General features: G+C 66.5%; 25 protein-coding genes and 1 riboswitch. Of the genes, 9 read left to right on the top strand and 16 right to left on the bottom strand.

The genetic code is table 11. The features are described 5' to 3' along the window. Positions 1 to 28: 28 nt before the first annotated feature. Entirely contained in the window at positions 29 to 1,261 is a 1,233-nt protein-coding gene (locus LQ144_RS13365; protein ID WP_230119193.1) for a glutamate--cysteine ligase, read from the bottom strand. Positions 1,262 to 1,425: 164 nt separating this feature from the next. After that, positions 1,426 to 2,949, bottom strand: a complete 1,524-nt coding sequence (locus LQ144_RS13360) for a UDP-N-acetylglucosamine 1-carboxyvinyltransferase (RefSeq protein ID WP_230119192.1) — start codon at positions 2,947 to 2,949, stop codon at positions 1,426 to 1,428. Positions 2,950 to 3,195: 246 nt separating this feature from the next. On the opposite strand from LQ144_RS13360, the gene LQ144_RS13355 reads away from it, so the two are divergent. Beyond that, the gene (locus LQ144_RS13355; protein ID WP_230119191.1) at positions 3,196 to 4,152 is read left to right on the top strand and encodes a hypothetical protein; all 957 of its coding nucleotides are present in this window, start codon (positions 3,196 to 3,198) and stop codon (positions 4,150 to 4,152) included. A 120-nt stretch (positions 4,153 to 4,272) separates the two neighbouring features. Then, entirely contained in the window at positions 4,273 to 4,803 is a 531-nt protein-coding gene (locus LQ144_RS13350; protein WP_230119190.1) for a GNAT family N-acetyltransferase, read from the top strand. 21 nt (positions 4,804 to 4,824) lie between these two features. Here the strand turns inward: LQ144_RS13350 and LQ144_RS13345 are convergent, their stop codons facing one another. Genes LQ144_RS13345 through LQ144_RS13335 form a run of 3 tightly spaced genes read right to left on the bottom strand, consistent with a single transcriptional unit; the run spans position 4,825 to position 7,894 of the window. Then, complete coding sequence (locus LQ144_RS13345) at positions 4,825 to 5,628, bottom strand: energy-coupling factor transporter transmembrane component T (RefSeq protein ID WP_230119189.1); 804 nt, start codon at positions 5,626 to 5,628, stop codon at positions 4,825 to 4,827. Beyond that, a complete protein-coding gene (locus LQ144_RS13340) occupies positions 5,625 to 7,274 on the bottom strand; it encodes an ABC transporter ATP-binding protein (protein ID WP_230119188.1) in 1,650 nt (549 codons plus the stop codon). Before LQ144_RS13340 ends, LQ144_RS13345 begins: the two co-directional genes overlap by 4 nt. Beyond that, positions 7,274 to 7,894 (bottom strand): ECF transporter S component, encoded by a 621-nt coding sequence (locus LQ144_RS13335; protein ID WP_230119187.1) that lies wholly within the window; start codon positions 7,892 to 7,894, stop codon positions 7,274 to 7,276. The genes LQ144_RS13340 and LQ144_RS13335 overlap by 1 nt, the downstream gene beginning before the upstream one ends. 71 nt (positions 7,895 to 7,965) lie before the next feature. Then, a riboswitch (TPP riboswitch) is annotated at positions 7,966 to 8,109 on the bottom strand. A 168-nt stretch (positions 8,110 to 8,277) separates the two neighbouring features. On the opposite strand from LQ144_RS13335, the gene LQ144_RS13330 reads away from it, so the two are divergent. After that, entirely contained in the window at positions 8,278 to 8,823 is a 546-nt protein-coding gene (locus LQ144_RS13330) for a heme-degrading domain-containing protein (protein ID WP_230119186.1), read from the top strand. Between the two features lie 35 nt (positions 8,824 to 8,858). Beyond that, entirely contained in the window at positions 8,859 to 9,122 is a 264-nt protein-coding gene (locus LQ144_RS13325; protein WP_230119185.1) for a DUF4235 domain-containing protein, read from the top strand. A 100-nt stretch (positions 9,123 to 9,222) separates the two neighbouring features. On the opposite strand, the gene LQ144_RS13320 is transcribed toward LQ144_RS13325, so the two are convergent. Genes LQ144_RS13320 through LQ144_RS13300 form a run of 5 tightly spaced genes read right to left on the bottom strand, consistent with a single transcriptional unit; the run spans position 9,223 to position 13,605 of the window. Continuing rightward, positions 9,223 to 9,603, bottom strand: coding sequence for a Rid family hydrolase (locus tag LQ144_RS13320; RefSeq protein ID WP_230119184.1), 381 nt, complete (start codon positions 9,601 to 9,603; stop codon positions 9,223 to 9,225). A gap of 56 nt (positions 9,604 to 9,659) precedes the next feature. After that, entirely contained in the window at positions 9,660 to 10,424 is a 765-nt protein-coding gene (locus LQ144_RS13315) for an amino acid ABC transporter ATP-binding protein (protein WP_290369771.1), read from the bottom strand. Further along, entirely contained in the window at positions 10,424 to 11,356 is a 933-nt protein-coding gene (locus LQ144_RS13310; RefSeq protein WP_230119183.1) for an amino acid ABC transporter permease, read from the bottom strand. The genes LQ144_RS13315 and LQ144_RS13310 overlap by 1 nt, the downstream gene beginning before the upstream one ends. 12 nt (positions 11,357 to 11,368) lie before the next feature. Then, the gene (locus tag LQ144_RS13305; RefSeq protein ID WP_230119182.1) at positions 11,369 to 12,313 is read right to left on the bottom strand and encodes an ABC transporter substrate-binding protein; all 945 of its coding nucleotides are present in this window, start codon (positions 12,311 to 12,313) and stop codon (positions 11,369 to 11,371) included. Continuing rightward, positions 12,313 to 13,605 (bottom strand): alpha-hydroxy acid oxidase, encoded by a 1,293-nt coding sequence (locus LQ144_RS13300; protein ID WP_230119181.1) that lies wholly within the window; start codon positions 13,603 to 13,605, stop codon positions 12,313 to 12,315. Before LQ144_RS13300 ends, LQ144_RS13305 begins: the two co-directional genes overlap by 1 nt. Positions 13,606 to 13,732: 127 nt before the next feature. On the opposite strand from LQ144_RS13300, the gene LQ144_RS13295 reads away from it, so the two are divergent. The 4 genes from LQ144_RS13295 (at position 13,733) to LQ144_RS13280 (ending at position 18,293) form a co-directional block, all read left to right on the top strand. Next, on the top strand, positions 13,733 to 15,442 hold the full coding sequence (locus LQ144_RS13295; RefSeq protein ID WP_230119180.1) for a helix-turn-helix domain-containing protein: 1,710 nt from the start codon (positions 13,733 to 13,735) through the stop codon (positions 15,440 to 15,442). 96 nt (positions 15,443 to 15,538) lie between these two features. Further along, on the top strand, positions 15,539 to 16,516 hold the full coding sequence (locus LQ144_RS13290) for a helix-turn-helix transcriptional regulator (RefSeq protein WP_230119179.1): 978 nt from the start codon (positions 15,539 to 15,541) through the stop codon (positions 16,514 to 16,516). After that, on the top strand, positions 16,509 to 17,387 hold the full coding sequence (locus LQ144_RS13285) for an SDR family oxidoreductase (protein WP_230119178.1): 879 nt from the start codon (positions 16,509 to 16,511) through the stop codon (positions 17,385 to 17,387). Before LQ144_RS13290 ends, LQ144_RS13285 begins: the two co-directional genes overlap by 8 nt. 141 nt (positions 17,388 to 17,528) lie before the next feature. Then, positions 17,529 to 18,293: an SDR family NAD(P)-dependent oxidoreductase gene (locus LQ144_RS13280; protein ID WP_230119177.1), complete on the top strand. Its 765-nt coding sequence runs from the start codon at positions 17,529 to 17,531 to the stop codon at positions 18,291 to 18,293. 10 nt (positions 18,294 to 18,303) lie between these two features. Here LQ144_RS13280 and mnhG read toward each other — a convergent pair whose 3' ends face one another. The 6 genes from mnhG to LQ144_RS13250 are packed head-to-tail and all read right to left on the bottom strand — an operon-like array spanning position 18,304 to position 24,912. Next, complete coding sequence (gene mnhG, locus LQ144_RS13275) at positions 18,304 to 18,720, bottom strand: monovalent cation/H(+) antiporter subunit G (RefSeq protein ID WP_230119176.1); 417 nt, start codon at positions 18,718 to 18,720, stop codon at positions 18,304 to 18,306. Then, a complete protein-coding gene (locus LQ144_RS13270; RefSeq protein WP_230119175.1) occupies positions 18,710 to 18,988 on the bottom strand; it encodes a monovalent cation/H+ antiporter complex subunit F in 279 nt (92 codons plus the stop codon). Before LQ144_RS13270 ends, mnhG begins: the two co-directional genes overlap by 11 nt. After that, on the bottom strand, positions 18,985 to 19,530 hold the full coding sequence (locus LQ144_RS13265) for a Na+/H+ antiporter subunit E (RefSeq protein WP_230119174.1): 546 nt from the start codon (positions 19,528 to 19,530) through the stop codon (positions 18,985 to 18,987). The genes LQ144_RS13270 and LQ144_RS13265 overlap by 4 nt, the downstream gene beginning before the upstream one ends. Further along, entirely contained in the window at positions 19,527 to 21,191 is a 1,665-nt protein-coding gene (locus LQ144_RS13260; RefSeq protein ID WP_230119173.1) for a Na+/H+ antiporter subunit D, read from the bottom strand. Before LQ144_RS13260 ends, LQ144_RS13265 begins: the two co-directional genes overlap by 4 nt. After that, positions 21,188 to 21,775, bottom strand: coding sequence for a Na(+)/H(+) antiporter subunit C (locus tag LQ144_RS13255; protein ID WP_230119172.1), 588 nt, complete (start codon positions 21,773 to 21,775; stop codon positions 21,188 to 21,190). The genes LQ144_RS13260 and LQ144_RS13255 overlap by 4 nt, the downstream gene beginning before the upstream one ends. Beyond that, a complete protein-coding gene (locus LQ144_RS13250) occupies positions 21,772 to 24,912 on the bottom strand; it encodes a Na+/H+ antiporter subunit A (RefSeq protein WP_230119171.1) in 3,141 nt (1,046 codons plus the stop codon). Before LQ144_RS13250 ends, LQ144_RS13255 begins: the two co-directional genes overlap by 4 nt. 191 nt (positions 24,913 to 25,103) lie before the next feature. Between LQ144_RS13250 and LQ144_RS13245 the strand changes: the two genes are divergently transcribed. Continuing rightward, positions 25,104 to 26,507 carry an MFS transporter gene (locus LQ144_RS13245; RefSeq protein WP_230119170.1) on the top strand — a complete coding sequence of 468 codons (1,404 nt, stop codon included), beginning with the start codon at positions 25,104 to 25,106 and terminating at the stop codon, positions 26,505 to 26,507. The last annotated feature ends 26 nt before the right edge of the window (positions 26,508 to 26,533 follow it).

The raw sequence follows: 26,533 nt of genomic DNA, 5'->3' as shown, positions 1-26,533 counted from the left end.
ATGTCCGGGGCGCGCTTCAGATAGGAGGTCAGGACTGGCGGACCCGCAGCAGCTCCGGCACGGGCTCTGCTTCCGCGTCGGCATAGCCGACCGTCCCCCGCAGCGTGGCCCGCACGGCGTGCGCGACGACGGCACCCAGCCCGCCGTCGTCGGGCGCGGCTTTCTCCATCACAGTCTCCCGGACGCAGCGCTGTTCTGCAGCGCCGGTGCCGCGGGAGAGGATCTCCTCGACCCCTTGCCGCACCAGGTCGATTTCGCCGTTCTCGGTGAGCACCGGTTCCAGGAAATCCACGAGCGAGCGCACCACCTCCGCGGCGGGCGCGGGCCGGAAGCTGCCGAAGTCCAGCAGCTCGCCGCGGAGGCCGAAATTACTGGCCTGCCACGCCGCCATGCGCAGCAGCACCGTGGGAACCGGGGCCGGCTCCACGCCTTGGTGCCATTCCCTGCTGGCGGACTCCACCAGCGCCCGGACCAGGACGGCGATCAGTGCGGCGTCCTCGGCCCGGAGGCAGACGTCGGCCACCCTGACCTCCACCGTGGGGTGGTTCCGGGACAGCCGCGCGTCGAAGTAGACCATGCCCTCATCCAGCAGCACCCCGCTGTCCAGCAGGCGGGTCACCACCCGCCGGTACGCCGACAGGCTCCCGTAAATGGCGGTGGGGCCAGATGTCGGCCAGCGGTTCCAGGCCTGGGTACGGTAGCTCTCGAACCCGGTTTCCACGCCCTGCCAGAAGGGGGAGTTGGCGCTGAGCGCGATCAGGACGGCCAGCTTGTCCCGGATCCTGTCCAGGACCGCCACGCCTTCATCCTGGGATTCGATGAAGGTGTGGACGTGGAAGCCGCAGGTCAGCTGCTCCTGGGCGGTCAGGCCGAAGCGCTCGAGCATCCGGGCGTACCGCGGGTCCGGCGTCGTGTGGCTTGCGAGGGACAAAGGGGAGGTTGCGAGCGCCGCGACCCGTGCGCCGTGCCGCTGGGCGGCCTCATCGGCCATCGCCCGGCCCGCGCGTATCTGGCGGAGCAGTTCCTCATAATCCAGGCACGGCCGGGTCTGGGTCTCGATCTGTTCGAGCTTGAGCTCGGCACTCAAGCCCATCCCGTCGTCGCAAGCGGGTCTGGTCTGCTTCTGCAGCAGCCGCGGTTTGTCCGGGGCGTCGTCGGCCGCGAGCTTCCGGCCGGAGAGCAGCGCATCAGCGAGCGCCAATGGCTCCCCGCTGCCCGGGTCCACGATCAGCAGTTCTTCCTCGACCCCAAAAGTCCGCATGCGTACATTGTCCGTCAGACCAGCCGAAACGTCCCTGACATGACGAAAAGCGCGAACGATCACTGGGGGCCCTGCGGCAGGCTGGCCCGAGGGGCGGAAGTGTCCGCTCGCGCTCTGCGGAGGGCCTCAAGCCTCCGCTCGCGCTCTGTTGGTGCTGGGAAAACCTAGTCCTGGAAATACTCGATCTTGGCGCCGATGGTGTTGAGCCGCTCGGCCAGGTCCTCGTAGCCGCGCTCAATGACGTAGATGTTGCGCAGCTCAGACACGCCCCGCGCCGCAAGCATGGCGAGCAGCAGGCACGCCGCCGGGCGGAGGGCAGGCGGGCAGCCGATCTCCGCGGCACGCCACCGGGTGGGGCCGTTGACGTAGATCCGGTGCGGGTCCAGCAACTGCACCCGGGCCCCCAGCTTGTTCAGCTCCGTGAGGTAGATGGCGCGGTTCTCGTAGACCCAGTCGTGGATCATTGTCTGGCCCTCGGCGTTGCCGGCAATCACGGCGAAGAACGGCAGGTTGTCGATGTTCAGCCCCGGGAACGGCATCGGGTGGATCTTGTCTTCCGGCGCCCGCAGCTCAGAGGGCTTGGTGGTCACATCCACCAGCCGGGTGCGGCCGTTGCGGGCCATGTACTCTCCCGAAACTTCGAGCTTCTGGCCCATCTGCTCCAGCGTGGCCAGCTCGATTTCCATGAACTCGATGGGCACGCGGCGGATGGTCACCTCGGAATTCGTCACAATACCGGCGGTGATGAGGCTCATCGCCTCGATGGGGTCCTCGGAGGGGAAGTATTCAATGTCGACGTCGATGGACGGCTTGCCGGTGATCTTCAGCGTGGTGGTTCCGACGCCGTCGATCTCCACTCCCAGCCTCTGCAGATAGAAGCAGAGGTCCTGCACCATGTAGTTGGGGCTGGCGTTGCGGATGATGGTGGTGCCGCCCCGGTGGGCGGCGGCCATGATGGCATTTTCGGTGACGGTGTCTCCGCGCTCGGTGAGCACGAAGGAACGGTCAAGAGCGTCCGACGTCGGCGCCTGCACCGTGTAGAAGCCCGCGGTGGCCTCCACCGAAAGCCCGAACTGGCGCAGCGCCTGCATGTGCGGCTCCACTGTGCGGGTGCCAAGGTCACATCCGCCGGCGTACGGCAGCCGATACTGTGCCGTTTCGTCCAGCAGCGGGCCGAGGAGCATGATCACGCTGCGGGTGCGGCGGGCGGCCTCAACGTCCATGGACTCCAGGTCCAGCACGGCGGGCCGGCGGAGCTGGAGATCGTTGTCGTTGAGCCAGATGCATTCGACGCCGATGCTCACGAGCACCTCGACGATCCGGTTGACCTCCTCGATCCGGGCCAGCCGGCGCAGTGTGGTGGTGCCGCGGTTGATAAGGCTGGCGCAAAGCAGTGCGACGCCGGCGTTCTTACTGGTGTTGACGTCAACGGAGCCAGAGAGTGTCCGGCCGCCTTCCACGCGGAGGTGGGTCATCTGGGACTTGCCGAGCTTTACGATGCTCTGGCCGAATATCGCCTCAAGCCGCTGGATCATTTTCAGGCTCAGATTCTGCTTGCCCTGCTCCATTCGGGCGACGGCGCTTTGGCTGGTTCCGAGTTCCGCGGCGAGCTGCCCCTGGGTCCAGCCCTTCTGCCCGCGGGCGTCGCGGAGCATGAGTCCAACGTGTTCAGCAGTCTGTTGTGTCATAACAAAAAAATATCACAAATGATGTATTTTGGCGGCAAAGTCGGGCCGGTGCCCGTTGAATTCCAGAATTTACCCGCCCTGTGCGATAACGAGAGCGGGTTGGGCTACCGGCAGCAGGCAGCGAGGCGCAGGCCACCAGGTCTGGCGAGGCGGCGGACCGACACAGCCGCTGGCCTTGACCCGGGAAGCCATCGGGAGCAAGCTAACGCTACCGGTTGCGGCCAGTTAAGGGAACGGGAGGCCGCCTTGTCCATTTTCAACTCCGCGGTGTTCGGCGAGAAGCGCCCCTCCAGGCAGCAGGCCACCGCATTTCTCTCCTTCGTGGTAGCCACGGCGGTGGGCTTCGTGCCGGGCCCCCGCCTGGACGATGGCACTCCCCCGGAGTCCTCCATCATTCAGCCTACGGCCGCGGCGTCCGCCACCGCCCCGGCTGCTCCAGCCCAGCCCGCGGCCCCGTCGACTCTGGCGCAACCGTCCGCGCCCCAGCCCTCGGCAGGCGGCACCATGCTGCTCGGCAACGACGTGTCCTGGCCGCAGTGCAACAAGGCCCTGCCCAAGGACCCGGCGTTCGCAATCGTCGGCGTCAACAACGGACTGGCCAACACCACCAACCCGTGCCTGCATCAGCAATTGGACTGGGCAGATGACATCTCTTCCGATCTGACCGGACAGCCGGGCGTGGCCCTCTACATCAACACCGCCAACCCCGGCAGTGCCGGATCCTGGTGGCCCACAAGCAACAACTATGGTGGCAAGACCGTGCCGAACCCCTACGGCGAGTGCAAGGGGCAGGTGGATGTCCCGTGCGCCTACATGTACGGATATGCCAAGGCCTTCGATGACGCCTACCTCCGCAGCATCACTAATCCGGAGGACTATCTGTGGTGGCTGGATGTGGAAACGGGCAACAGCTGGTCCGGCAACAAAGACGCCAACAGGGCAGACCTTGAGGGCATGACGGACTTCTTCCACAGCATCGACGCGGACGTGGGCATCTATTCCACCGGTGTCCAGTGGGGACAGATCGTTGGCCAGGTCAGCCCCGGCAGCAACCTCTACAACCTCCCCAGCTGGCTCCCCGGCGCCCGCACGGCCAGCGGGGCCAAGGGCAACTGCTCGGCCGCGCCCCTCACCGCCGGCGGCCGGGTCATCCTCACCCAGTTCGTCTCCAAGGGCTTCGACTACGACTACTCCTGCATCTGACCCGGACGCCCAGGCACGGCGGGAGGCCTCCGGAGCCCCGGCCTGACCCGTGGTTAGGCCCTGCCCTGTAGTTAGGCCCTGCCCCGTGGTTAGGCCCTGCCCCATGGTTAGACTCGGGCCATGCGCCACACCGACACCATCCGGACCGCCACCATCGAAGACGCGGAAATCCTCGCCCAACTCCAGCTCGAGTGCTGGCGAGAGACCTACTCGGGACTGCTGTCCCCCGACTTTTTTGCCAGGCAGAGCGTGGACGAGCGGCTGGCCATGTGGCTCCGGCTACTGAACGGCGCCCACGCCGGGCGCCAATTCGTTGCAGACGTCGGCGGACGGCTGGTGGGATTTGCCGGCTCACTTCCGCCGCGCCTACTTCCGCCCGGCCCGCTTCCGCCGGCGGCAGGCTCCGCTGACGCACGTTCCGACGGCAGGGCTGAGCTCTGGGGCATCTACGTGCTGAAAGCCCACCACGGTTCCGGGCTGGGCCAACGGCTTCTTGATGCAACGCTCGGAGCCGAGCCCGCAGCCCTGTGGGTGGCCCAGGACAACCCCAGGGCCCAGGCCTTCTACCGCCGCAACGGCTTCGAGTTCAACGGAACGAAGGAAGCCATTGAAGACTGGGAAGGACTCGTCGAACTGCGGATGACAAGGTAGTCCGGCGCTGGCCAACTACACCTAGGACCCTTCGAGCCACACCATGTTCCAGGTCCCGGCCCATACGGCAGCAACCACGGCGCCAGCCGCGATCACCGCTCCGCCGAGCAGCACCCAGATATCCAAGCGGCTGTAGGTCGATTCGCGGGCCCACGTCCGTGTGGCCCCGCCGAAGCCGCGCGCCTCCATGGTGACGGCGAGGCGGGTCGCGCGCCGGATGGCCTGGACCAGCAGGCCGAAGCTCTGCCCCAAGGTGGCGCGCAGCCGCTGCCACGGGTTGCCCCGGGACCCCACGCCGCGGGCGCGCCGGGCCATGCCGATGGTCTGCCATTCCTCCGCCATGAGCCCCACGAGTCGCATGGCCGCGAGCGTGCCCAGCACGAACCGGTGCGGCAGGCGGCCCTTCTGCGCCAACGAATCGGCGAGGTCGGTGGGGTCCGTGCAGCTCATCAGCAGCACCGCTGGCAAAGCAATCGCGAGGCCGCGGAGCAGGAAACCCAGCCCCAGCTGGAGGGAACCTTCGCTCATGGACCAGATGCCGACGTCGAGCAGTACCTTCCCGCTGTCCGGCGACAGGATGGACGTGCTCCAGCCGCCCACGGCGGCAGCGACAATCAGCGGCCAGCCGCGCTGCCAGAGCAGCGTGAACGTCAGGCCGGCGAGCGGGAAAAGCAGCAGTTCGCAGGCCAGCGCCACGGACGCGGACATCCAGTCGATGGACAGGGCCAGAACAAGGGTGATGAGGAAGACGGCGGCGAATTTGGCCAGCGGGTTGGCCCGGGTCAGCAGCGCCTGGTTTCCGGAAAGGCTCAGCGCGTCCCTCATGTCGGGGCCTGTTCCGGTGCGCCGAGGGCGTGCCCGCCCGTGCCCGGCTGAGCCGTGCCCGGCTGAGCCGTGCCCGGCTGACCCAGTCCCCGGGGGGCGAGCCTGAACTCGGTCCCGCCCAACACATGCGTGAATTCCTGGTCGTGCGTCACGGAAACCACGGCGGTGCCGGCGTCGAGCAGTTCGGACAGGAAGGAGGCGAGCTCGGCCCAGGTGTTTGCATCCTGGCCGAACGTCGGCTCGTCCAGGATCAGGACCTGGGGATGGGCCGCGAGCACCGTGGCCACGGAAAGCCTGCGCTTTTCCCCGCCGGAAAGCGTGTACGGGTTGGCGTCCACGAGACCGGTCAGGCGAAGCCGCTCCAGCAGCTCGTCAACGCGCTCTTCCCCGTGGCCCATGTGCCGCGGGCCGAACTGCAGCTCGTCCAGGACCCTGCCCGTGACGAACTGGTGCTCGGGTTCCTGGAACACGGTGCCGATCCTCGCGATCAGCTGCTCGGCCCGCCACTTGTACGGGTCGATCCCGGCGCCGCGGCTCAGTTCCACGGTGGCGGACACCTTGCCGTCAACGGGCGGGATCAGGCCGGCGAGCGTCAGGGCAAACGTGGATTTCCCGGCGCCGTTGGGCCCGGTAATGGTCAGCGCTTCGCCGGCGCGGACCTGGGCCGTGATGTCCCGCTGGACAGGCACGGGCGGAACGGACCTGAAGCCGCGGCGGCGTGGCCGCTCGCGTGAGACGGCCAGGCCCTCTGCGGCGAGCAGCAGCTGGCCCGTGACTTCAGCCGAGGTTCCGGCAAGAGTCCGCTGCCGCGCGGCCGGGACATATCCGGGAACCCAGACCCCGGCGGCAATGAGCATCTCGCGCGCTTGTTCAAGAACCTGGTCCGGCGTACCGTCGATCAGCACCGCCGGCTGCGTGCCGGATCCAGGCTGCAGCACCACGATCCGGTCTACCAGGTCCTTCCATACGGCTACCCGGTGCTCCACGACCACCAGCGTGGCGCCCGTCTTGTCGAGGCAGCGGCCCACGGCGTCGCGGACTTCCAGCACGCCTGCCGGGTCGAGATTGGCGGTCGGCTCGTCCAGCAGGATGAGCCCCGGCCGCATCGCCAGGATGCCGGCCAGCGCAAGGCGCTGTTTCTGCCCGCCGGACAGGGCCGACGTCGCGTGGTCCAGCGGAAGGTGCGCGAGCCCGACGTCGTCCAGTGCCTCGTGGACGCGGGTCCAGATTTCGTCGCGGGGCACGGAGAGGTTTTCGGCACCGAACGCTACGTCGTCGCCGAGGCGGGAGAGGACCACCTGCGTTTCGGGGTCCTGCTGCATGAGGCCGGCGCGGCCGCGCCGCGCGCGCGGCGGTTCGCCGGCAATCAGCAGGCTGCCGGTCTCGTCCGCGTCGTCGCTGTCGGCAAGGCCGCCGTCGCCGGCTGCGCTGTTTCCCGAGGTGCCGTCACCCAGAACCCCGGCGAGGGCGTGAAGCAGCGTGGACTTGCCGGCGCCGGAAGGTCCCAGCAACAGGACCCGCTCCCCCGGCCGGATGTCCAGGTCCAGCGCGTTGACGGCGGGCCTGGACCGTCCCGCGTGGCGCCAGCCCCAGCCGCGGGCGGTGACCGCGGCTGGGCGGACGCCGCCGTCGTAATGTGCGGGCATCAGGAGAAGACGGGCTCCGTGGCTGCCTTGCGGGACGCGAACGAGCTCAGCACGCCCGTCCTGGCCAGGCCGCGGGTAGCGATCCAGGACAGCACGCCGGCGATGACCGCGCCGGAAATGGCGCAGAACACGATATACGCGAGCTTGTCCCCAGCGGCGTACGCAATGTTCCAGCCCCACGGAGCGAAGGAGTCATTCAGGCCGCAGAACAGGCCCGCACCCGCGCCGGCCAGCAGCGAAGCGGGGAGGTTGAATTTCTTGTACATGAAGGCGGCGAACACGAGCTCCGCACCCAGGCCCTGCAGGATGCCCGAGATCAGCACCGTGGTGCCGTACTGGGAGCCCATGATCAGCTCGCCCGTGGCGGCGACGGCTTCGCAGAACAGTGCCGCACCCGGCTTGCGGACGATGAGCATGCCGAGCACCGCCGGAATCATCCAGCCGCCGGCGTAGAGGCCGGAGAGGGGCGGGTACACGGCGTTGACGGGGGCGGAGATTAGGTTGGCGCCCTGGGACCAGGCCCAGAAGATCACGCCGCCGGCGACCGCGATCAGTGCCGCCACCACGATGTCAGCCACGCGCCAGTTGTAGCCGGTCTTCTTGATTGTTGCAGTTGTCATGATGGTCCTCCTGAGGAACAGGAGGGGAAAGCGCTCCCCGGCTGCTGGCGGTTGGTTTGCCTGCTGCCGGACACTTTGAGAACTCGACTCCCTTGCGCCGGTACTAGCCGGATCAGGTTCGAGGGTCTGCGGCGGTCCGCACTCTCAGCGCCCATCCTCGGTTTCGCTGGCAGTTGCCAGTGATGCCCGACGGCGGCGCTCCCCTGTCGTAATAAATCTGCCCTTGTGGGCTGATCCAGTTTACACCGGGACGGCCGCGGAAGACCGGCGCCGCGGTCACAATCCGGGAGGTATCCGGGAAGTGCGCGGAGGCGCCAGAGGGCGGCGAACAGAGGCTGCCTGGGACGGGGCGGCGCGAGGACAGCGCGGAGTACATTGGGGCCATGACGCAACAGGATCACGGCAGCCAAGCCGCTTTTGACCCCGACTCCGCCGCCGAGCAGCCGGCGGGCGCTCTGGCAGCCCTGATCGCCAGCATCGAAGCGGAAATCACCGAGCTGCAGTTTCCCCGGTTCGGCAGGGACGACGCCCTCAACCTCGGCCTCCTGCTGGTTGAGCTCGGCAAGATCGGCAACCTGCCCATCGCCGTCGACATCACCAAGGGCGAACACGTGCTGTTCCATGTGGCACTGGAGGGTGCCACCCCGGACAACGAGCACTGGGTCAAGGCCAAGCAGCGGACCGCAGCACGCTACGAGGAACCGTCCCTGCTCGTGGGACTGCGCGGCCGACTCGGCGGGGGCCGCATCGAGGACAACGCCTGGTTTGACCAGTCCAGGTATGCCGCCCACGGCGGCTCATTCCCCATTTACGTGGAAGGCGTGGGTGCGGTAGCCACGGTGACGGTCTCAGGGTTGCCGCAGAAGGCCGACCACGATCTGGTGGTGCGGGCACTTCGGGAAATCCATGCGTCCATGCGGCTAGGCTAGGGGCAGTCTGTATTCACGTCGCAAGGAGTTTCGGAATGAGTTTTTTCATCAAGCTGCTTGGCACCGGCATTAGCCTGCTCGCCGGATTCGCCGGCACCAAGGCCGTGGACACCATCTGGGAAAAGACCACCGGCCGCAAGCCGCCCAAGGGCGGGAAGGACGACGTCCCCACGACGCTCCGCTCGGCCCTCACCTTTGCCCTCATTTCAGCTTCGGTGAGCGCCATCATCCAGGTGCTGGCCAACCGGGGCACACAGCGGGCGATCACCCGCTTCGCCAAAACCCAGGACATCGTCTAGCCACTTCCTGGTGAGCCGACCACGGGCCCGACTAATGCTGGACACTGCATCAGACGGGGCCGTGGTCCGCGGTCATTCCCCAGCGGAGGTCCTGGGCTGGCTACGGTATGGCGGCTACGACGTCGATTTCGACCAGGAAGTCTCCCAGGAATGAACCGACGGTGGTTCGAGCCGGGTAGGGGGCTTCGACGAACCCTTCGTACGTGGCATTGAACCCTGAAAAATCCCGGCCGGGATGGTGCAGGTGCACCGTTGCTTTGACGACGTGGGAGAAGTCCAGTCCGTGCCCGGCCAGGACTGCAGCCAGGTTCTTCATGGCCTGGACGGTCTGCTCCTCGATGGTGGTGCCGACGGTGTCACCGGTGACGGGGTCGTGGGGTGTCTGGCCCGCGGTGAAGAGGAAGCCGTTGGCGGCGATCGCCTGGGAGTAGGGTCCGGCCGGGCTGGGCGCGAGGTCTGTGGTTACCTGCTGTCGAGGCATGGGGAGGATTCCTTTCGTGTGACCGGCGCGGTGGCCGGCCGGAGTTGTTGATGTTCTTAGAGGACCTTTGAAAGAAAGGCCTGGGTGCGTTCGTGCCGCGGTGAACCAAGGACCCCCGCGGGGGGTCCGCTTTCGACGACCACCCCCTGATCCATGAAAACGACCTGGTCGCTGACCTGACGGGCAAAGCCAAGTTCGTGCGTGACGACGACCATGGTCATCCCGGCCTCGGCGAGGGATTTCATGACGTCGAGCACTTCGCCGACGAGCTCCGGGTCGAGTGCGGACGTGGGTTCATCGAAGAGCATGAGCTTGGGTTTCATGGCCAGTGCCCGCGCGATTGCGATCCGCTGTTGCTGCCCGCCGGAGAGCTCCTGGGGGTAGGAGTGTCCCCGGTCGCCGAGCCCGACGCGGTCCAGCAGCGTCTGCGCTTCGGCGGTGACTTCGTTCCGCGGACGCCCGAGCACATGGACGGGCGCTTCCACGATGTTCTCCAGCACCGTCATGTGCGGGAAGAGGTTGAAGCGTTGGAAAACCATGCCCGCGTTCAGCCGTGAGCGTGCGGTCTGGCGCTCTTTCATTTCGTAAAGTCGTCCGTGGCGCTCGGTGTAGCCCACCAGGTGTTCGTCTACGTAAAGGCGACCGGCGTCGACCTTTTCCAGGTGGTTGATGCACCGGAGGAAAGTGGTCTTCCCGGAACCGGACGGTCCGATCAGGCAGGTCACCGAACCGCGTTCGACTCTCAGATCAATGCCTTTGAGGATTTCCGTTGAGCCGAAGCTCTTGCGGACACCCTGGGCTTCCACCATGGCGGCGTTCATCATGCTGTCCTTGTCTTTGGCTGGGCCTTTTGCTGGCGGGTCCGTCGCGGCGCGACGTCGAAGCCGCGGCCATACCGTCGTTCGAGTTTGGTTTGGAAGAAGCTCAGGATGGTTGTCATCAGCAGGTACCAGAGGCTGGCGACGATGAGCAGCGGGATCGTCTGGTAGTTGTTGGCGTAGATGATCTGGGCCGAGTAGAGCAGGTCCGAGATCGCCAGGACGCTGACAAGGGCCGTGCCTTTGAGCATGGAAATGACCTGGTTGCCGGTCGGTGGGAGGACCACGCGCATGGCCTGGGGCAGGATCACGCGGCGCATGAGCTTTCCGCCGTCCATTCCAAGTGCCCGGGCGGCGTCATACTGGCCCTTGTCCACGGACCCGATGCCGCCACGGATGATTTCGGCCATGTAGGCGGCCTCATTCAGGGACAGGCCCAGCAACGCGGCACCCAATGGCGAGATCAGCACGTTGGCCGATCCGAGGATAAGGGACGGCCCGCCGAAGGGAAGCCCGAAGGCGATCACCGGATACAGGGCGGCGATGTTGTACCAAAAGATCAGCTGCACCAAGAGCGGAGTGCCACGGAAGAACCAGATGTAACTCCGGCTGATCGTGCTGAGAATCGGATTCGCTGAGAGCCGCATGACGGCAAGGAGCGTGCCCAGGGCAATACCGACGCTCATCGATACCACCGTCAGGAGGATCGTCAGCCCGGCACCGGCAATGATCTGTGGAGCGAAGAGATACGAGATGACAACATCCCAGTGGTACCGCTGATTCACCGCCACGTCCCACGCGGCGCTGAGGGCAAGGAGGATCAAAACGGCTGCGATGGCCAGCCGGACGGGGTGCCTGAGCCGCACCACCGGGATGGAGTCCTCCGATGCCGGCGGGGCTTGCTTCCTGGTGTCAGGGATTGAGTGTTGCTGCATGGTGTTCACCTCCTATTGGGCGAAATTGACGCGGGCGTCAGTGATGGCGCTGGATTCAAGTCCGTACTTCCCCAGCACCTTCTTGTAGGAATCGCTCTTGATCACTGCGTCCAGGGCAGCAGAGACCGACTTGACCAGGCTGGAGTCCTTCGGCACGCCAACCCCAACAGGCGTGACGTCGTACTCTGCGGCGATCTCGATCTGCGGGTTCTGGGTGGCGGCAAAGTTCAGGATGGGCGCATCCGCCAGTACGGCGTCCAACCGTCCGCTGGTGAGGGCGGAGATGGCCTGCCGCGTGTCCTGGAACTCGCTGCGCTGGATCGCTTCTTTACCGTCGAAGGTGCAGGCCTCGTCGAATTTCGGGACGTCGACCGTGAGCTGGTAGGACCCGGTGAGGAGGCCGACCTTCTTACCGCACAGTGCGTGCTGGTCTTTGATCCCCGCCGGGTTGCCCTTGGGCACGGCAACGCCGCCGCCGACCTGCATGTAATCAACGAAGTCCAGGACTTTCATCCGCTTGGTGGTGGGTGTCATGGAAGAGACGGTCATGTCATACCGACCGGCAGCAAGCCCGGGAATGATGGCGTCGAAGTTGGCCACCTGGATGTCGACTTTGACACCCAATGCCTCACCGATGAGGCGCGCCACGTCGGGATTGGTGCCCGTCATCTCCTGCGTGCCCTCCCGGTAGAACTGGGTAGGCGGCTCGTTGGTGGGGATGGCCACCCGCAGCACCTTGGACGTTTTGATGGACTCCGGGAGAAGTCCGACGGCGGCTTGGTTCACTTCCAGCGCCGGCACGCCGGTCCCCGGCACGGCCGAACCGGAAGAAGTCGATGGCGATGCAGTGCCGGCAGGGGTGCATGCCGTGACAGCAAGCACCAGCGCCGCCGTTGCGACGACGGACGATCCAAGGCGGCGATATCTGCCTCGGGTGGTGGCAAATGAAGGTTTCATCAGGGGGTTCTCATTTCTACCAGGCCCTTGTGGGCCTTCGGGGCGGGTGAGGTGCGGGTAAGGGGTGCATTGCGGTGCCGGATCAGCCCACGGCCTTCCAGCCGAAGCTCCTGGATTGAAGACACCCCGAGGAGCATCATGGTGCGCGTCGTTTCGGCCTCGAACATTCTCAGGACATGGGCAACGCCGGCCTGGCCCGCGGCCGCGAGGCCGTACAGGTAAGGGCGGCCGATGGAACAGGCGTCGGCGCCGAGGGCGATGGCCTTGACGACGTCGGAGCCGCGGCGGATGCCGCCGTCGACGATGATTTCGAGCCGGCCTTCCGCCCGGTCGACGATGTCCGGGAGGAGGTCCAGGGGCGAGGCCATGTGATCGAGCTGCCGGCCGCCGTGGTTGCTGACCTGGATGGCGTCGATGCCGATCTCGGCGGCCGTGGCGGCATCGTTGGGATTAACCACCCCCTTGAGGATGATGGGGCCGTTCCAGCGGGCACGCAGATCCCGGATGTCATCCCAGTCCGTCGGTTCGTAGGAACCGGCAAGCAGCGTCCGCCACATGTCAGGGGTACTGGACAAGGGACCGTCGGGGATCTCGGCGTCCAGGTTGGGGAAGGCGATCGCGTCATTGGCCAGGAACCCAAGCGCCCACCGCGGGTGCAGGGCTCCCTCGACGACGGTCTTCATCTTGATGGACGGAGGCGCGGTGAACCCGTTGTGGTAATCCCGTTCGCGGTGGCCGATGGCGCGGCAGTCAACGTTGACCAGCAGGCCTTCATAGCCTGCGGCCGCGGCCCTGTCCAGGATTGCCTGCAGCTCTACCTTGTCCCCTATCGGTTCGATGTTGAACCAGCGCCGGAGGCCGGGGGTAGCGGCGCTGACGTGCTCCATGGGGGTTGTGCTCAGGTGCGCCAGGCCGTAGGGGACGCCGGCCTCCATTGCCGCACGGGCAACAGCGGTCTCACCGTCCGGATGGAACAGCCTGGTGCCGCCGGTCGGGGCGAGCGTCAGGGGCATCGATACCGGGCCACCCAGGAGGGTTGAGCTGAGGTCAAGGTCCTGGACAGATCCCCACTTCGGCAGGAAGGACCAGTCATCAAAGGAGGACTGGTTGCGCCGCAGGGACACCTCGTCCTCGCCGCCGCCCTCGATGTAGTCAAAAATGCTGCCGGGGAGGCGTTTCGATGCGAGCTTCCTCATGTCCTCGACGCTGTAGCAACGCCTGGCGAGGCGCTCCGAGGCTGTCCGGGCCGGGCCTTGGACCGTGGCGAGGGCCCTGATGTCTTTGAATTTCACTGCTGATCCTCTTGGTTTTGAAGGACTTCCTTGTCGCTTCCTTCCCCAATGGTGACGCAGATCTCGCGCCTTCTATATGTGAGTTCGGCTAAAAGATTTGCGGATTGCCCGTGATAAATTCCAAGGTATGGATACGCATAAAACGGACCTGACGGAGGGCGATCTTCACGGGGCCGTCGTACGGCTGTCGGATTGCATCCAGCTAATGCAGGCCGATCTGGTGCATGCCAACCCCACACCGGAAAACCTCAGCCATCCCGTATCGGATGTCCTCATGTATGACCCCTTCGACGAATGGACAAGCGTCCACGACCGCATCATTCTGGCCGTCGGCCTGACCTGTGGCTCGGTCGATTTCGACCAGCTGATGCACCGGGCCTCTAACAGCGATGCTGCTGCAGTGGTCGTCAAAGCCCATGGGACGCCGATGGAGCAGCTACGGTCTGCCGCAGTCCGGCACAGCCTGGCCGTCCTGGTTGCACCTGACAATGTGGACTGGACCCGCCTGGTGACACTTGCCAGGGCATCGGTCATGGGGGCGGCCGCCGATTCCGTCTCAGGTGTCCGGCTCGGCGACCTTTACGCATTCGCCAACGCCGCGGCGTCGATCACCAACGGCGCAGCAAGCATCGTGGACCCGCTCGGACGGGTGCTCGGTTACTCGACATTGCCGGGACAGCCCGTCGACGAACTGCGCCGCGTCACGACACTCTCCCTGCAGGAGATCCAGCCGCCGGCCTTCGATACGGATTTCAAGACCGTCTATGCGTCCTCGGGGGCAGTGTTAGTCCCCGCAATAGATGATGAGATGGCAAGGCTGGCCCTCGCCGTGAGAGCCGGCGGGGAACTTCTTGGCTCGATCTGGATCATCGACCCGGGCGAAGACAAACGCGAGGCGGCGCTGAACGCACTCGGCAGGATGGCGCCACTGGCCGGACTCCACATGCTCCATGCCCGCTCGGCCTCCGACTTTGGGGAACGCCGGAACGGGGACTTGATCCGCACGCTCATGGACGACACGGCGCATGCCGCGTTTGCCGCCGCCCAGCTGGGACTCGATGCAGCCCACGGGCTCGCGGTCGCGGCGTTTTCCATCGTCCGGCCCGAAACCGGGAGCCTTGAATCGGTGCGCGACATACAACGGCTGCTGCATCTTGTTACGACAGTCTGCAACATTCAGTTCAACACCAGCCACAGTGCCCTCATTGACTCGGTGGTCTACGCTCTTCTGCCCTGCGATGGGACCGCTCCAAGGGCCGTCCATCGGCGTGTGGTCCAGGAAATCGGCGCCTACGCACACACGATCAGCTCCTACCCGCTCATCGCAGCCGTTGGCGGCATCGCGCCCCGGCTTGAGGACCTGCCGGAATCCAGATCCGAAGCGTTGCAAACGCTGCAATACCTGCTCCGTCGGCAAGCGGAAACGCCGGGTTCCGGTTCCGGTGGGGTGCAATCCCCCGCCGCCGGGCTTTTCGAGGACTACCGGATCCCGCTGAATCTCTTGAAAATCGGGGCGTTCATCGCCGAAAACGGACTTTCCGACGTCGACGACATCACCAGGATTCAGGCCCACGATGCCGAGCAGCAGACCGGCTACCTGGACACCCTCCGGGCATATCTGGCTTCGAACGGAAGCATTTCCACGATGGCGGAACGCCTCCACGTGCACAACAACACCGTCCGTTACCGGGTCGCACGCCTGGCCAAGGACTTTGACCTGGATCTGGACGACCCGCAGAAGCGGCTCTGGCTGTGGCTGCGCCTCACAACCATGGATCTCGCACCGCGGGCGACACCAACTGCACCGAGATCCGGACCTGCCAGCGCGCTGGCTTAGGCCTCCGGCAGAGAACAGGCCCCTTTTGTTTCAGGCGGCTTGGGGGTGTCTGATGGACACTGCCACCCGGTTATCGGGCTGCGTAGCGTGGTGGTTGTGGACAGAAAAGAAGAAGTCCGTGAGTTCCTGATCTCGCGGCGCGCGAAGCTCAGCCCTGAGCAGGCGGGTATTCCCAGCTATGGGGAGCTGCGGCGCGTGCCCGGCCTGCGCCGGGAGGAAGTGGCGCAGCTCGCCGGTGTGAGCACGGACTACTACACGCGGCTGGAACGCGGCAGCGTGCGCGGCGTCTCAGACTCCGTGCTCGAGGCTGTGGCCGCTGCTCTTCAGCTGGACGAGGCCGAGCGGGCACACCTGATGAATTTGGCCCGGACGGCCAACGCGCCGGCCCGCCGGACGCCGCGCCGGCCGGCACAGCAACGGGTCCGTCCCGGGGTGCTGCGTCTGCTGGACGGCATGACCGGAGTGGTGGCCATGGTGCAGAACGGCCGCTCGGACGTACTGGCCGCCAACCTGTTGGGCCGTGCGCTGTACGCGGAGGTGTTCAAATTCGCCGGACCGTCGGGGCCGGACACCCCGGGTCGGCTCCCGAACCAGGCACGCTATCTCTTCCTCGACCCGCGTGCAGGCGATTTCTACCCCGATTGGCGTGCGATCGCGGCCACCACGGTCGCGATGCTGCGTTCGGAAGCAGGGCGTAACCCCCACGACCGGGCGCTGAACGAGCTGGTCGGGGAGCTGACCACGAGCAGCGGCCTGTTCGCCGCGTTATGGGCCGGGCACGACGTGCGGATACACACCACGGGGACCAAGCGCTTCCACCACCCGGTCGCCGGGGAACTGTCCCTGCAGTTCGAGACGCTGGACCTTCCCGGCGATGAGGGACAGACCCTGTTCACCTTCACCGCCGAACCGGGCTCCGCGTCTGAAAACGCGCTGGCGTTCCTCGCCAGCTGGGCGGCATCGCCTCCCCAAACCACCATCACCGGCGATCCTGCCGGTGGCTCCGCCGTCCCGGAGATGCGCCCCCACGCGCAGCCGGGACCACATACCCAGGGAAAACTAAACCATGACTGAGAAGAAAACCAAGACAGTGCAGAAGGAAAACATGGCCAAGAAGGTCTGGTTCATCACCGGCGCCGGCCGCGGGATGGGCACCGACATCGCGAAGGGGGCCCTGGCGGCCGGCCACGCGGTGGTCGCCACCGGCCGCAACCCGGAAAGGGTCGCCCAGGCCGTAGGCGAAAACGAGAACCTGCTGGCGGTGAAGCTCGACGTCACTGACCCTGCGGATGCGGCGGCAGCCATCCAGGCTGCAGTTGACCGTTTCGGACGCATCGACGTCCTGGTGAACAACGCCGGCAACTTCTACGCAGGATTCTTTGAGGAAATCACCCCGGACGACTTCCGAACACAGATTGAAACCACCATGTTCGGGCCCATGAACGTCACCCGGGCGGCCCTGCCGGTCCTGCGGGCCCAGCGCTCGGGCCTGGTCGTCACGATCTCCTCGACCGCCGGGATCACGGGCGGGGAGTTCCTCACCGCGTACGCCGCGTCGAAGTTCGGCGTCGAGGGCTGGGCGGAGTCCCTGGCCATGGAAATCGCCCCGTTCGGCATCCGTACCATGATCGTCGAACCGGGATTCTTCCGCACCGAGCTGCTCACCCCGGAATCCACCAGTTACGCCGTATCCACCATCGAAGACTACGCCTTGCGGACAGAGCAGACGGTCACCGCGTGGAAGGGCATGAACGGCCTGCAGGGCGGGGACCCGGCGAAGCTCGCCGACGCACTGATCCAGTTGGCCGAGCTGGATGAGCCGCCGCTGCGGTTCGCAGCCGGCGCGGACGCCGTCGGAGTATTCGAGACCCGGGCCAAGGAACTCCAGGACCAGGCCGACGCCCACCGCCGACTCTCCGGCAACCTCGCCCACGACGACGCCTGACAGCAACGCAAACGGACGACGGAGGGAGGTCCCGCCGCCGTCTCCCAAACCCGCCGCAAAGCCCACCGCCACCAACCCGCTGGACGGCTATGGCTACCGGCTGCCCAAAACCGGCACCAACATCTTGAGGAGAACCCAGCCATGACATCGAAACTGACCGGAACTGCCGCCCTCGTCACCGGCGCCAGCAGCGGCATCGGCGCCGCCACCGCTCGGCAGCTCGCTGCAATCGGCGCGTCCGTCGCGCTCGTCGCCCGGCGCCGGGACCGCCTGGAGGCTCTGGCCGCAGAGATCGAAGAAGCCGGCGGCACCGCATTGGTCATCGAAGCCGACATCACCGACCGCGCCCAGGCGCAGGCCGCCGTAGACCGGACCGCTGAGCGCTTCGGACAGCTGGACATCCTGGTCAACAACGCCGGCCTCATGCTCCTTGGCCCGGTCGTCGGCGCCGACCCCGCCGAGTGGGACCGCATGATCGCCATCAACGTCCAGGGCCTGCTCCACACCACGCACGCCGCCCTGCCGCACCTGCTCAGAGCCGCCGAGGACGGCCCGCGCCGCGTCGCGGACATCGTCAACATCAGCTCGATCGCCGGGCGCGTCGCCTGGAACGGCTACGGCGTCTACAACCTGACAAAGTTCGGCGTCAACGGCTTTACCGAATCCCTTCGCCAGGAAGTCACCCAGCGCCACGTGCGCGTCGGCGTCCTGGAACCCGGCGGCGTGGACACCGAACTGGGTTCACACAACAACCCCGAGGTCCGCGGCGAGATGATCGATCCGTTCTATGAGCAGACGGAGGTCCTCGCACCCGAGGACATCGCCGACGGCGTCGCCTACATGGTCACCCGGCCCCGGCACGCCTCCATCGGCGAGCTGTGGATCATGCCCACCGACCAGGCCTGAACGCAACGGCTCACTCCGCGGCAGGTGACCGGCCGCCGTCGGAAGCCGGCGCTTTGGCCGCTTCGGCGGCCTTCAGCACAACGGCTTCCAGCTCATCCGTGCTGAGCAGTTCCCGGTGGAGGTGCTTGGTGCGGTAGCCGGCCCGGCCCACCATATGGGCGGACACCGGCACCGTGAGCAGCTGGAAGATCCACGCCAGGAGCAGTACCGGCCACACCCACCACGTGCGCAGCTGCAGGCCCACGGCGGCCAGCAGAAGGAACAGCCCGAGCACCTGTGGCTTGGTGGCAGCGTGCATGCGGCTCATGAGGTCCGGGAACCGCAGCAGGCCGATGGCCGCGGCCAGGGACATCACTGCCCCCACGATCATGAACACGGCGGACACAGCATCGATGACCGTGTCCACGACGTTGGCGTCAGGATTCATTGAGGTGCTCCCGCCGGTCGGCCACGAAGCGCGCCACCGTCACTGAGCCGATGAACCCGATGATGGACACCGCCACCAGCAGCATCAGGTTGTTTAGGTGCCTGTTCACGGCCATGTCGATGCACAGCGCCGCGCCCAGGATGGCCAGCAGGACGTCGGCCGCCAGGACCCGGTCCAGCAGCGACGGACCACGGGCGATGCGCACGATCGCACCGGCCGCGGCCAGGGACAACACCACGGCGGTCACGGTCAGGACGAGCTCCATCATGCGCCCACCTCCAGGTTCAGGGCTGCAAGTTCTTCCTTCGTGCCCATGACGCGGATCAGCCCCGCCTCGGTGTCCCGAACTTCCTTGCGGAGCTTCAGCACGTCGTCAGCGTTCCTAACGTTCAGGCCGTGGATGTAGAGCGTGGACGTGGACCTGTCCACCTCAACCACGAGCGATCCGGGAATCAGCGAGATCACGTGCCCGGTGGCGGTCACCATCAGGTCAGAATGGCTCCGCAGCGGAACGGCGACGACGGCGTTGGTCACCTTGGGCCCCCGCACCACGGCCAGGTAGAAGACCTGGAAGCTGGCGGCCACCACCCTGCCTAGGAACTGCACGGCGAACGGGATGGCCCGGAGGACGCTGAAGCGCCCGCTCAGCTCCACCGGCGGCAGGTAGAACAGGCGGGCCACGACGGCGGCGAGCAGGGCACCGAACAGCAGGTTGCCCGGACTGAAGTCCTGCCAGAGGGCACCCCAGACGATCACGAGCCATACAAGCAGCGGCAGTTCCTGCCGCAGGGAGATCCGCTTCCGGCTCATCTTCCGTCACCGCCCGGGTCACTGCCGCTCAGGGTGCTGCCCTTCAGGGTGCTGCCGCTCAGGGTGCTGCCACCCACGGCCAGGCCCGGAACGGGCGCATGCTCACCCAGCACCGCCTTGATGTACGCAGACCTGTCCAGCATGGCCTCAGCGGACTGGCCCGCCACCCGGAAGAGCGGGCCGGCGAAGACCGTGAGCGCCACGCCGAGGACCACCAGGCCCAGCGTGGAGCCCACCATGGTCCGGGGCAGCAGGACGACGTTGCGCTTGCCCGCCCGGTGGCCCGTGGCCGAATCCTTGGTGTCGGCGAGCAGGACGGGGTCGGGGTGCTCGGCGTCGTCGGCCTTTCGCCAGAACGCACGGTTCCAGACCCGGGCCACCGCCAGCAGGGTCAGGAGGCTCGTCACAACGCCGCCGATGACCAGCGAGTAGGCCAGCGGGGTGCCGAGCTGGATGCCGGCCTGCATCAGCCCCAGCTTGCCAAGGAATCCGGAGAACGGCGGGATGCCCGCGAGGTTCATGGCGGGGATGAAGAACAGCAAAGCCAGCAGTGGCGACAGCTTGGCCAGCCCCGCCAGCCGGTCCACGGACGAGCTTCCGCCGCGGCGCTCGATCAGGCCGGTGACCAGGAAGAGACTGGTCTGGATGGTGATGTGGTGGGCCACATAGAACACGGCAGCGGCGAGCCCCGCCACCGAGGACATGGCCAATCCGAACACCATGTAGCCGATGTGACTGACCAGGGTGAAGGACAGCAGACGCTTGATGTCGCTTTGGGCCAGGGCACCCAGGATCCCCACCACCATGGTCAGCAGCGCGGCCACCATCAGCGGTGAGTTGAGGGTGTCGCCGGGGAAGAGGAGGGTCTCTGTGCGCACCATGGCATAGACGCCCACCTTGGTCAGCAGGCCGGCGAACACTGCCGTCACGGGGGCCGGTGCCGTGGGATAGGAGTCAGGCAGCCAGAAGGACAGCGGGAACACGGCGGCCTTGATGCCGAACGCCACCAGGATCATGACGTGCAGCAGCGTTTTGGTGCCCGGGTCCAGCTCCGCAAGTTTGATGGCGAGGTCCGCCATGTTGATGGTGCCGGTGGCCCCGTAGATCATGGCGATCGCGATCAGGAACAGCACTGAGGAGACTACCGAGACCACCACGTACGTGACGCCGGCACGGACGCGCGGACCTGTCCCGCCCAGGGTCATCAGAACGTAGCTGGCGGTGAGCAGGATCTCGAAGCCGACGTAGAGATTGAAGAGATCACCGGAGAGGAATGCGTTCGAGACACCTGCCACGAGAATCAGGTACGTGGGGTGGAAGATCGACACGGGGGCGTCCTCGTCGCCGTCGGCCATGCCCTGACCGGTGGCGTACACCAGGACCGCGAGGCTCACCGCGGAGGACACCACCAGCATCAGCGAGGAGAACTGATCCACCACCAGCACGATCCCCCAGGGCGGCAGCCAGCCACCGATGTTCACCGCCTCCGTTCCGCCGTCCCAGACGGAGGCCAGCAGCAGGCATTCGAGCAGCAGGGTGAGGGACAGCAGCGCTATGCTCACGGCCCGCTGTGCCCGCGAGCGCCGGATCAGCACGAACGTCAGGGCTGCGCCCAGGATGGGAAGAACGACGGCGAGCGGGGCCAGGCTTGCGATGCTCACTTTCCGCCTCCTTCAGTGTTGATATCGAGGTTGGCGGAGCCGGGCTTCTCTTCCCGCGCGGCATCTTCGGCGGAGATGGTTCCTCCGCCCGCCGGGACTGCGGCCGGCGCGGGAGCGGCTTCAGCTGCGGACGAGTCAGACACAGCCGCGCCGTCGGAGCCGAGCATGGTGAGCGGGAACTCGGAGGTTTCCACCGGGATGACGGCGTCGTCCTCGGCATCGAAGCTGGGTGTTGCCGCGACGCGGCGGTCCTCGACGTCGTCCTGGATCTCGTCCTGGCGGGCCAGCACCCAGGTCCGGTAAATGATGCCCAGCATAAAGGCGGTAACGGCGAAGGAGATCACGATCGAGGTCAGGATCAGTGCCTGGGGCAGGGGGTCGTTGTAGGCGCCTGGGTCCGTGTCTTTGCTGAAGAACGGGGCCAGGCCGGCGTAGCCGCCGGTGGCAAGGATCAGCAGGTTGGTGGCATTGGCCAGCAGCATCAGGCCCAGCAGCACGCGGGTGAGGCTGCGCTCGAGAATGAGGTAGATGCCGCACGCATACAGCGCGCCCATGACGGTCAGCAGGGTGAGGTTGACGCTCATGCCTGTCCCCTCGCGGTGGTCTCGGCCGGGACGCCGGGCCCCCGGTCCCCGGCGGACGGGCTGTCCTCGGCTGGCTGGGTTTCGGAAGGTTCGGCTTCGGACTGCGGGCCGGCGGAGGGTTCGGCTTCGGCGGGCGGGCCGGCGGATTGCCCCTCGGCGGATTGCCCGGGCTGTTCCTCGAAATGCTCGTCGATCTCGGCTCCCAGGCTGCGCAGCACGTCCAGCACCAGCCCGATCACCACAATGTAGACGCCGGTGTCGAAGATGGTGGACGTGACAAACTTGATGTCCCCGAAAACCGGCAGCCACACCTCAACGATGGCGCTTTGGAACACCTGCCCGCCCAGCAGGAGCGGGGCCACGCCGGACGCGGCGGCCGTTGCCAGGCCGATCCCCAGCAGGGTTCCGGCGCTGATGGGGGTGGCCTCCCGAAGCTCGTAGCGTCCGCCCGCCAGGTAGCGGAGGGTGAGGGCCAGCCCTGCCATGAGCCCGCCCGCGAACCCGCCGCCGGGAAGGTTGTGCCCGGCCAACAGCAGGTAGAGAGAAAAGATGATCATCGAGTGAAAGATCAGCCGCGTGACCACTTCAAAGATGATGGAGCGCCGTTCGGGCGCCATGGTGCGGCCTGCCACGAGCCACGCGTCGCGGGAGGCGGCGGCGAACTTGCGGCTCAGCGCCAAGGCGGCGCCGTCACGCGACGACTTGTCCACTCCCCTGCGGCGGCCCACCGTGCCCTCGGCCACTGTGGCCGATGCGCGGATGCCGTCGCCGCGGCCGCGGATGAAGATCAGGCTGGCGACGCCGGTCGCGGCCAGCGCAAGCACCGAGATCTCGCCGAACGTGTCCCACACCCGGATGTCCACGAGCGTGACATTAACGATGTTCAGCCCACCGCCGCCCTCGTAGGCGAGCTTCGGGAACTCCAGGGACACCGGCGTCGCAACCCGGGCACCCATGGCGTGGATGGCGGCGAAGACCATGGTGGCGCCAAAGGCCAGCCCGATGATCACGCGGACCACGCGGTACTTGCCGCCGGTGCGGTCCCGGAGTTCGGCCGGCAGGCTGCGCATGGCCAGGACGAAGGCCACCAGGATGATGGTTTCCACCAGCATCTGCGTCAGAGCAAGGTCCGGCGCGCCCTGCAGTGCGAACATCAGGGCAATGCCGTAGCCGGTCACCGAGACCATGAGCACCGCCAGGAAGCGCTTGTTGGCCCGGACTGCCGCCAGGGCCCCGATCACGATCCCGGCCCCCGCCACGATCTGCAGCGGCGAGTTGGGATCGATGAAGTACAGCCCTTCCGGCAGCGGTTTGCCCGCGGCGATGAGGGCGGTCAGCGGCAGCACGAACGCGACGGTCAGGATCACGGCGAGGTAGAAGTACAGCGAACCGCGCTGCGTGCGGCCTGTGATCCACACGGCGGCGTCGTCCAGGGCGCCGATGGTCAGCTGGTAGCCGCGGTCCGCGTCAATCCATCCGGGGACCGCGCTCTGCGCTCGGTCCACCAGCCCGCGGGCGTAGAACATAGCAAGGCCGAGTGCGAAGGTGACGGCCGTCAGCCCCAGCGCCGGAGTGAGACCGTGCCACAGCGCCAGGTGCCCGGCGGCACCTCCGCCGGTCCCGGCGTCGGCCGTTCCCCCGGTGAACAGGGCAGCGTACGGCTGGATCCAGCTGTCCACCGGCGCAGGCCACAGGCCGTAAACGATGGTGAGAAAACTCAGGACGGCGGGCGCCGCGAGGAAGGACGGCTTGATCGCCTTGAACGGCGTACGGTCCACGCCCGGCTTCTCCGCGAAGGCGCCCCACAGGAACCGGGCGCTGTAGGCGAAAGTAAGCACTGATCCGAGCACCACTCCGGCGAGGACCACCGCGCCCCACGGTCCGTAGCCGGGCTCGCCCGCGAAGTGGACGAAGGCCTCGAGCACGGATTCTTTGGCCACAAAGCCTCCCAGCAGCGGGACACCCGCCATGGAGGCGGCACCGATCGCGGCCACGACCGCCAGGGCACGCGACGACCGGAAGACGCCGGAGAGCTTGCGGATATCGCGCGTGCCGGACTGGTGGTCGATGATGCCAACCACGAGGAACAGCGTGGCCTTGAAGAGTCCGTGCGCCAGCAACAAGGCGAGGCCCGCGAGCGCCGCGTCGGGTTTGCCAAGGCCCACCACCATGGTGAGGAAGCCGAGCTGGCTGACGGTGCCGTAGGCCAGGATGAGCTTGATGTCGGTCTGCCGCAGTGCCCGGTACCCGCCCACGAGCATGGTGGCTAGGCCCAGCCCAAGCACCATGGGGAGCCAGCACGCCGTATCGGTGAATCCCGGGGCCAGCCGTGCCACGATGTAGACGCCGGCCTTCACCATCGCAGCTGCGTGCAGGTAGGCGCTCACTGGCGTGGGGGCGGCCATGGCTCCCGGAAGCCAGAAGTGGAACGGGACCAGCGCTGATTTGGTGACCGCGCCAATAAGGATCAGTACGACGGCGGCGCCCACGGCTCCCGCCGTTTGCCCGCCGACCAGCCCGGGCGCCTGTTCCAGGATGGCTGATATCCGGTAGGTGCCGGCACTGGCCCCGAGCATGATCAGGCCAACGAGCATGGCAAGGCCGCCCGCCGTCGTGACCATGAGTGCCTGCAGGGCGGAGCGGCGGGCAGCGAGGCGGGTGCGCGCGTAGCCGATCAGAAGATACGACAGGACCGTGGTGAGTTCCCAGAAGATGAACAGCAGGAGCAGGTCATCTGCGGTGACCAGGCCGAACATCGCCCCGGCGAACGCCAGAAGCTGGGCGCCGAAGCCGCCCAGGTAGCTGTCCTTGTTCTTGAAGTACCGGGCGCAGTACACGAGAACCAGGGCGCCCACGCCGAGCACCAGCAGGGACATGACCCAGGCCAGGGCATCCATGCGGAAGGCAAACTCCATGCCGAGGCCAGGGATCCACGGGATGACCTCGGTGGCCTGGCCCGGACCTCCAGCGGCGTGCTGGGGCGCCGTGCCGTAGACGGCGCCGTGCTGCAGCAGCAGCCAGACAAATGAGCCGGCGGGCACGGCCGCCAGCGCATAAAACGAACTCCGACCGAATTTCCGGAAGATAAGCGGCGCCACAGCAGCAACCGCAAAGTGCACGGCAAGGACTGTGATCACTGGTATCTCCGCAAAGTCAGGAATTCGATTATCAAAAGTTGGAGCAGGCGGTCATTCGTTGGGTTCGGTCCCGACAGTTTATCAAGCGGGCACTGACACTTTTCCCTTCACCGCCGGAAGTTGGCGCAAGTTTCCCGGGTCCGCGGGAGAGTTTCCCGTCAGTGTTCGCCGCGGGCGGATAGCATCTGCCTATGAACTCCGCCGCCGCTCCCGAGGCCATGCAGCCGTCGTCGGAACTCGAAGCCGGGAACAATGCCTCGAACAAGGGGCGCATTCTGGCGTGGGCCGCCTGGGACTGGGGCTCCGCAGCGTTCAACGCCGTCATGACCACATTCGTCTTCACGGTGTACCTGACCTCCAAGGCGTTCGGCGGCGAAGACCAGGCATCGGCGGTGCTCGGCGGAGCCCTGGCCATCGCGGGAGCGGCGATCGCACTGCTGGCGCCCGTTACCGGACAGCGTTCGGACACCGGCGGCCGGCGCAAGCTGTGGCTGGGAGTCAACACCGCCGTCGTCGCGCTCCTGACGGCGCTCTGCTTTTTCGTGTACCCCGGCCCGGAGTTCCTGCTGCTGGGAGTCTCGCTGATCGCGCTGGCCAACGTCTTCTTTGAGTTCGCCGGGGTCAACTACAACGCCATGCTGGCGCAGGTCTCCACGCCGCGGAACATCGGCAAGGTCAGCGGCTTCGGCTGGGGCATGGGGTACCTCGGCGGAATCGTGGCCCTGCTGATTGTGCTTCAGCTCTTCGTCCAGCCCCGCTTCGAGTGGTTTGGCGCCTCCACGCAGGACAGCCTTAACATCCGGCTGGTGGCAGTGTTCTCGGCATTGTGGTTCTTCATCTTCGCGCTGCCCGTAATGTTCGCTGTCCCGGAACTGCCCAGGGCCCGGCGCGGAGGCCGCCTCGGGTTCCTCGCGTCGTACGGGCTGCTCATGCGCAGGATCAAGGCGATCTACCGGACCAGCCCGCACACGATTTTCTTCCTGCTGGCCAGCGCCATTTTCCGGGACGGGCTGGCTGCGGTCTTCACGTTCGGCGGGATCATTGCGGCAGGAACCTTCGGCTTCGAACTTTCGCAGGTCATCTTCTTCGCCATCTTCGGCAACATCGTGGCTGCCGCGGGAGCCATCGTCGGCGGATTCCTGGACGACAGGGTCGGTCCCAAGGCCGTGATCCTCGGCTCCCTGACCGGCCTGCTGGTCGCCGGGACGGTGATCCTGGTGCTGGGCAACGGCGACTACGTCTTCTTCGGCACGGCCTGGGCCGGCAGCACCACGTTCTGGGTGTTCGGGCTGTTCCTTTGCCTGTTCGTGGGGCCGGCCCAGTCGTCTTCCCGCGCGTACCTGGCAAGGTTGGCGCCGCAGGGCGAATCCGGAGAACTGTTCGGCCTGTACGCAACCACCGGCCGGGCCGTCAGCTTCCTGGCCCCGACGCTGTTCACGCTGTGCATCACCGTGGCCACACCGCTGGTGGCTGAAGGGGAGGCACAGCGCTGGGGCATTCTGGGGATCATGGTGGTGCTCCTCGCCGGACTGCTGGTCCTCCTCCCGGTGAAGCCGCCCAGCGAAACCGAAATCGCCGTCGTCCCGGACGCCTAGCGGGAACGGATCCTTAAGCCCCTCCC

The sequence above is a fragment of the Arthrobacter sp. Bi83 genome (assembly GCF_918698095.1).
Taxonomy (GTDB): Bacteria; Actinomycetota; Actinomycetes; order Actinomycetales; family Micrococcaceae; genus Arthrobacter.
This window is presented reverse-complemented; position numbering and strand designations above follow the sequence as displayed.

Bases quoted from the DNA above. Each gene is read 5' to 3' on its own strand.
- LQ144_RS13365 (WP_230119193.1), bottom strand. From the start codon at position 1,261: ATGCGGACTTTTGGGGTCGAGGAAGAACTGCTGATCGTGGACCCGGGC.
- LQ144_RS13360 (WP_230119192.1), bottom strand. From the start codon at position 2,949: ATGACACAACAGACTGCTGAACACGTTGGACTCATGCTCCGCGACGCC.
- LQ144_RS13350 (WP_230119190.1), top strand. From the start codon at position 4,273: ATGCGCCACACCGACACCATCCGGACCGCCACCATCGAAGACGCGGAA.
- LQ144_RS13345 (WP_230119189.1), bottom strand. From the start codon at position 5,628: ATGAGGGACGCGCTGAGCCTTTCCGGAAACCAGGCGCTGCTGACCCGG.
- LQ144_RS13340 (WP_230119188.1), bottom strand. From the start codon at position 7,274: ATGCCCGCACATTACGACGGCGGCGTCCGCCCAGCCGCGGTCACCGCC.
- LQ144_RS13335 (WP_230119187.1), bottom strand. From the start codon at position 7,894: ATGACAACTGCAACAATCAAGAAGACCGGCTACAACTGGCGCGTGGCT.
- LQ144_RS13330 (WP_230119186.1), top strand. From the start codon at position 8,278: ATGACGCAACAGGATCACGGCAGCCAAGCCGCTTTTGACCCCGACTCC.
- LQ144_RS13325 (WP_230119185.1), top strand. From the start codon at position 8,859: ATGAGTTTTTTCATCAAGCTGCTTGGCACCGGCATTAGCCTGCTCGCC.
- LQ144_RS13320 (WP_230119184.1), bottom strand. From the start codon at position 9,603: ATGCCTCGACAGCAGGTAACCACAGACCTCGCGCCCAGCCCGGCCGGA.
- LQ144_RS13315 (WP_290369771.1), bottom strand. From the start codon at position 10,424: ATGAACGCCGCCATGGTGGAAGCCCAGGGTGTCCGCAAGAGCTTCGGC.
- LQ144_RS13310 (WP_230119183.1), bottom strand. From the start codon at position 11,356: ATGCAGCAACACTCAATCCCTGACACCAGGAAGCAAGCCCCGCCGGCA.
- LQ144_RS13305 (WP_230119182.1), bottom strand. From the start codon at position 12,313: ATGAAACCTTCATTTGCCACCACCCGAGGCAGATATCGCCGCCTTGGA.
- LQ144_RS13295 (WP_230119180.1), top strand. From the start codon at position 13,733: ATGGATACGCATAAAACGGACCTGACGGAGGGCGATCTTCACGGGGCC.
- LQ144_RS13285 (WP_230119178.1), top strand. From the start codon at position 16,509: ATGACTGAGAAGAAAACCAAGACAGTGCAGAAGGAAAACATGGCCAAG.
- LQ144_RS13280 (WP_230119177.1), top strand. From the start codon at position 17,529: ATGACATCGAAACTGACCGGAACTGCCGCCCTCGTCACCGGCGCCAGC.
- mnhG (WP_230119176.1), bottom strand. From the start codon at position 18,720: ATGAATCCTGACGCCAACGTCGTGGACACGGTCATCGATGCTGTGTCC.
- LQ144_RS13270 (WP_230119175.1), bottom strand. From the start codon at position 18,988: ATGATGGAGCTCGTCCTGACCGTGACCGCCGTGGTGTTGTCCCTGGCC.
- LQ144_RS13265 (WP_230119174.1), bottom strand. From the start codon at position 19,530: ATGAGCCGGAAGCGGATCTCCCTGCGGCAGGAACTGCCGCTGCTTGTA.
- LQ144_RS13255 (WP_230119172.1), bottom strand. From the start codon at position 21,775: ATGAGCGTCAACCTCACCCTGCTGACCGTCATGGGCGCGCTGTATGCG.
- LQ144_RS13245 (WP_230119170.1), top strand. From the start codon at position 25,104: ATGAACTCCGCCGCCGCTCCCGAGGCCATGCAGCCGTCGTCGGAACTC.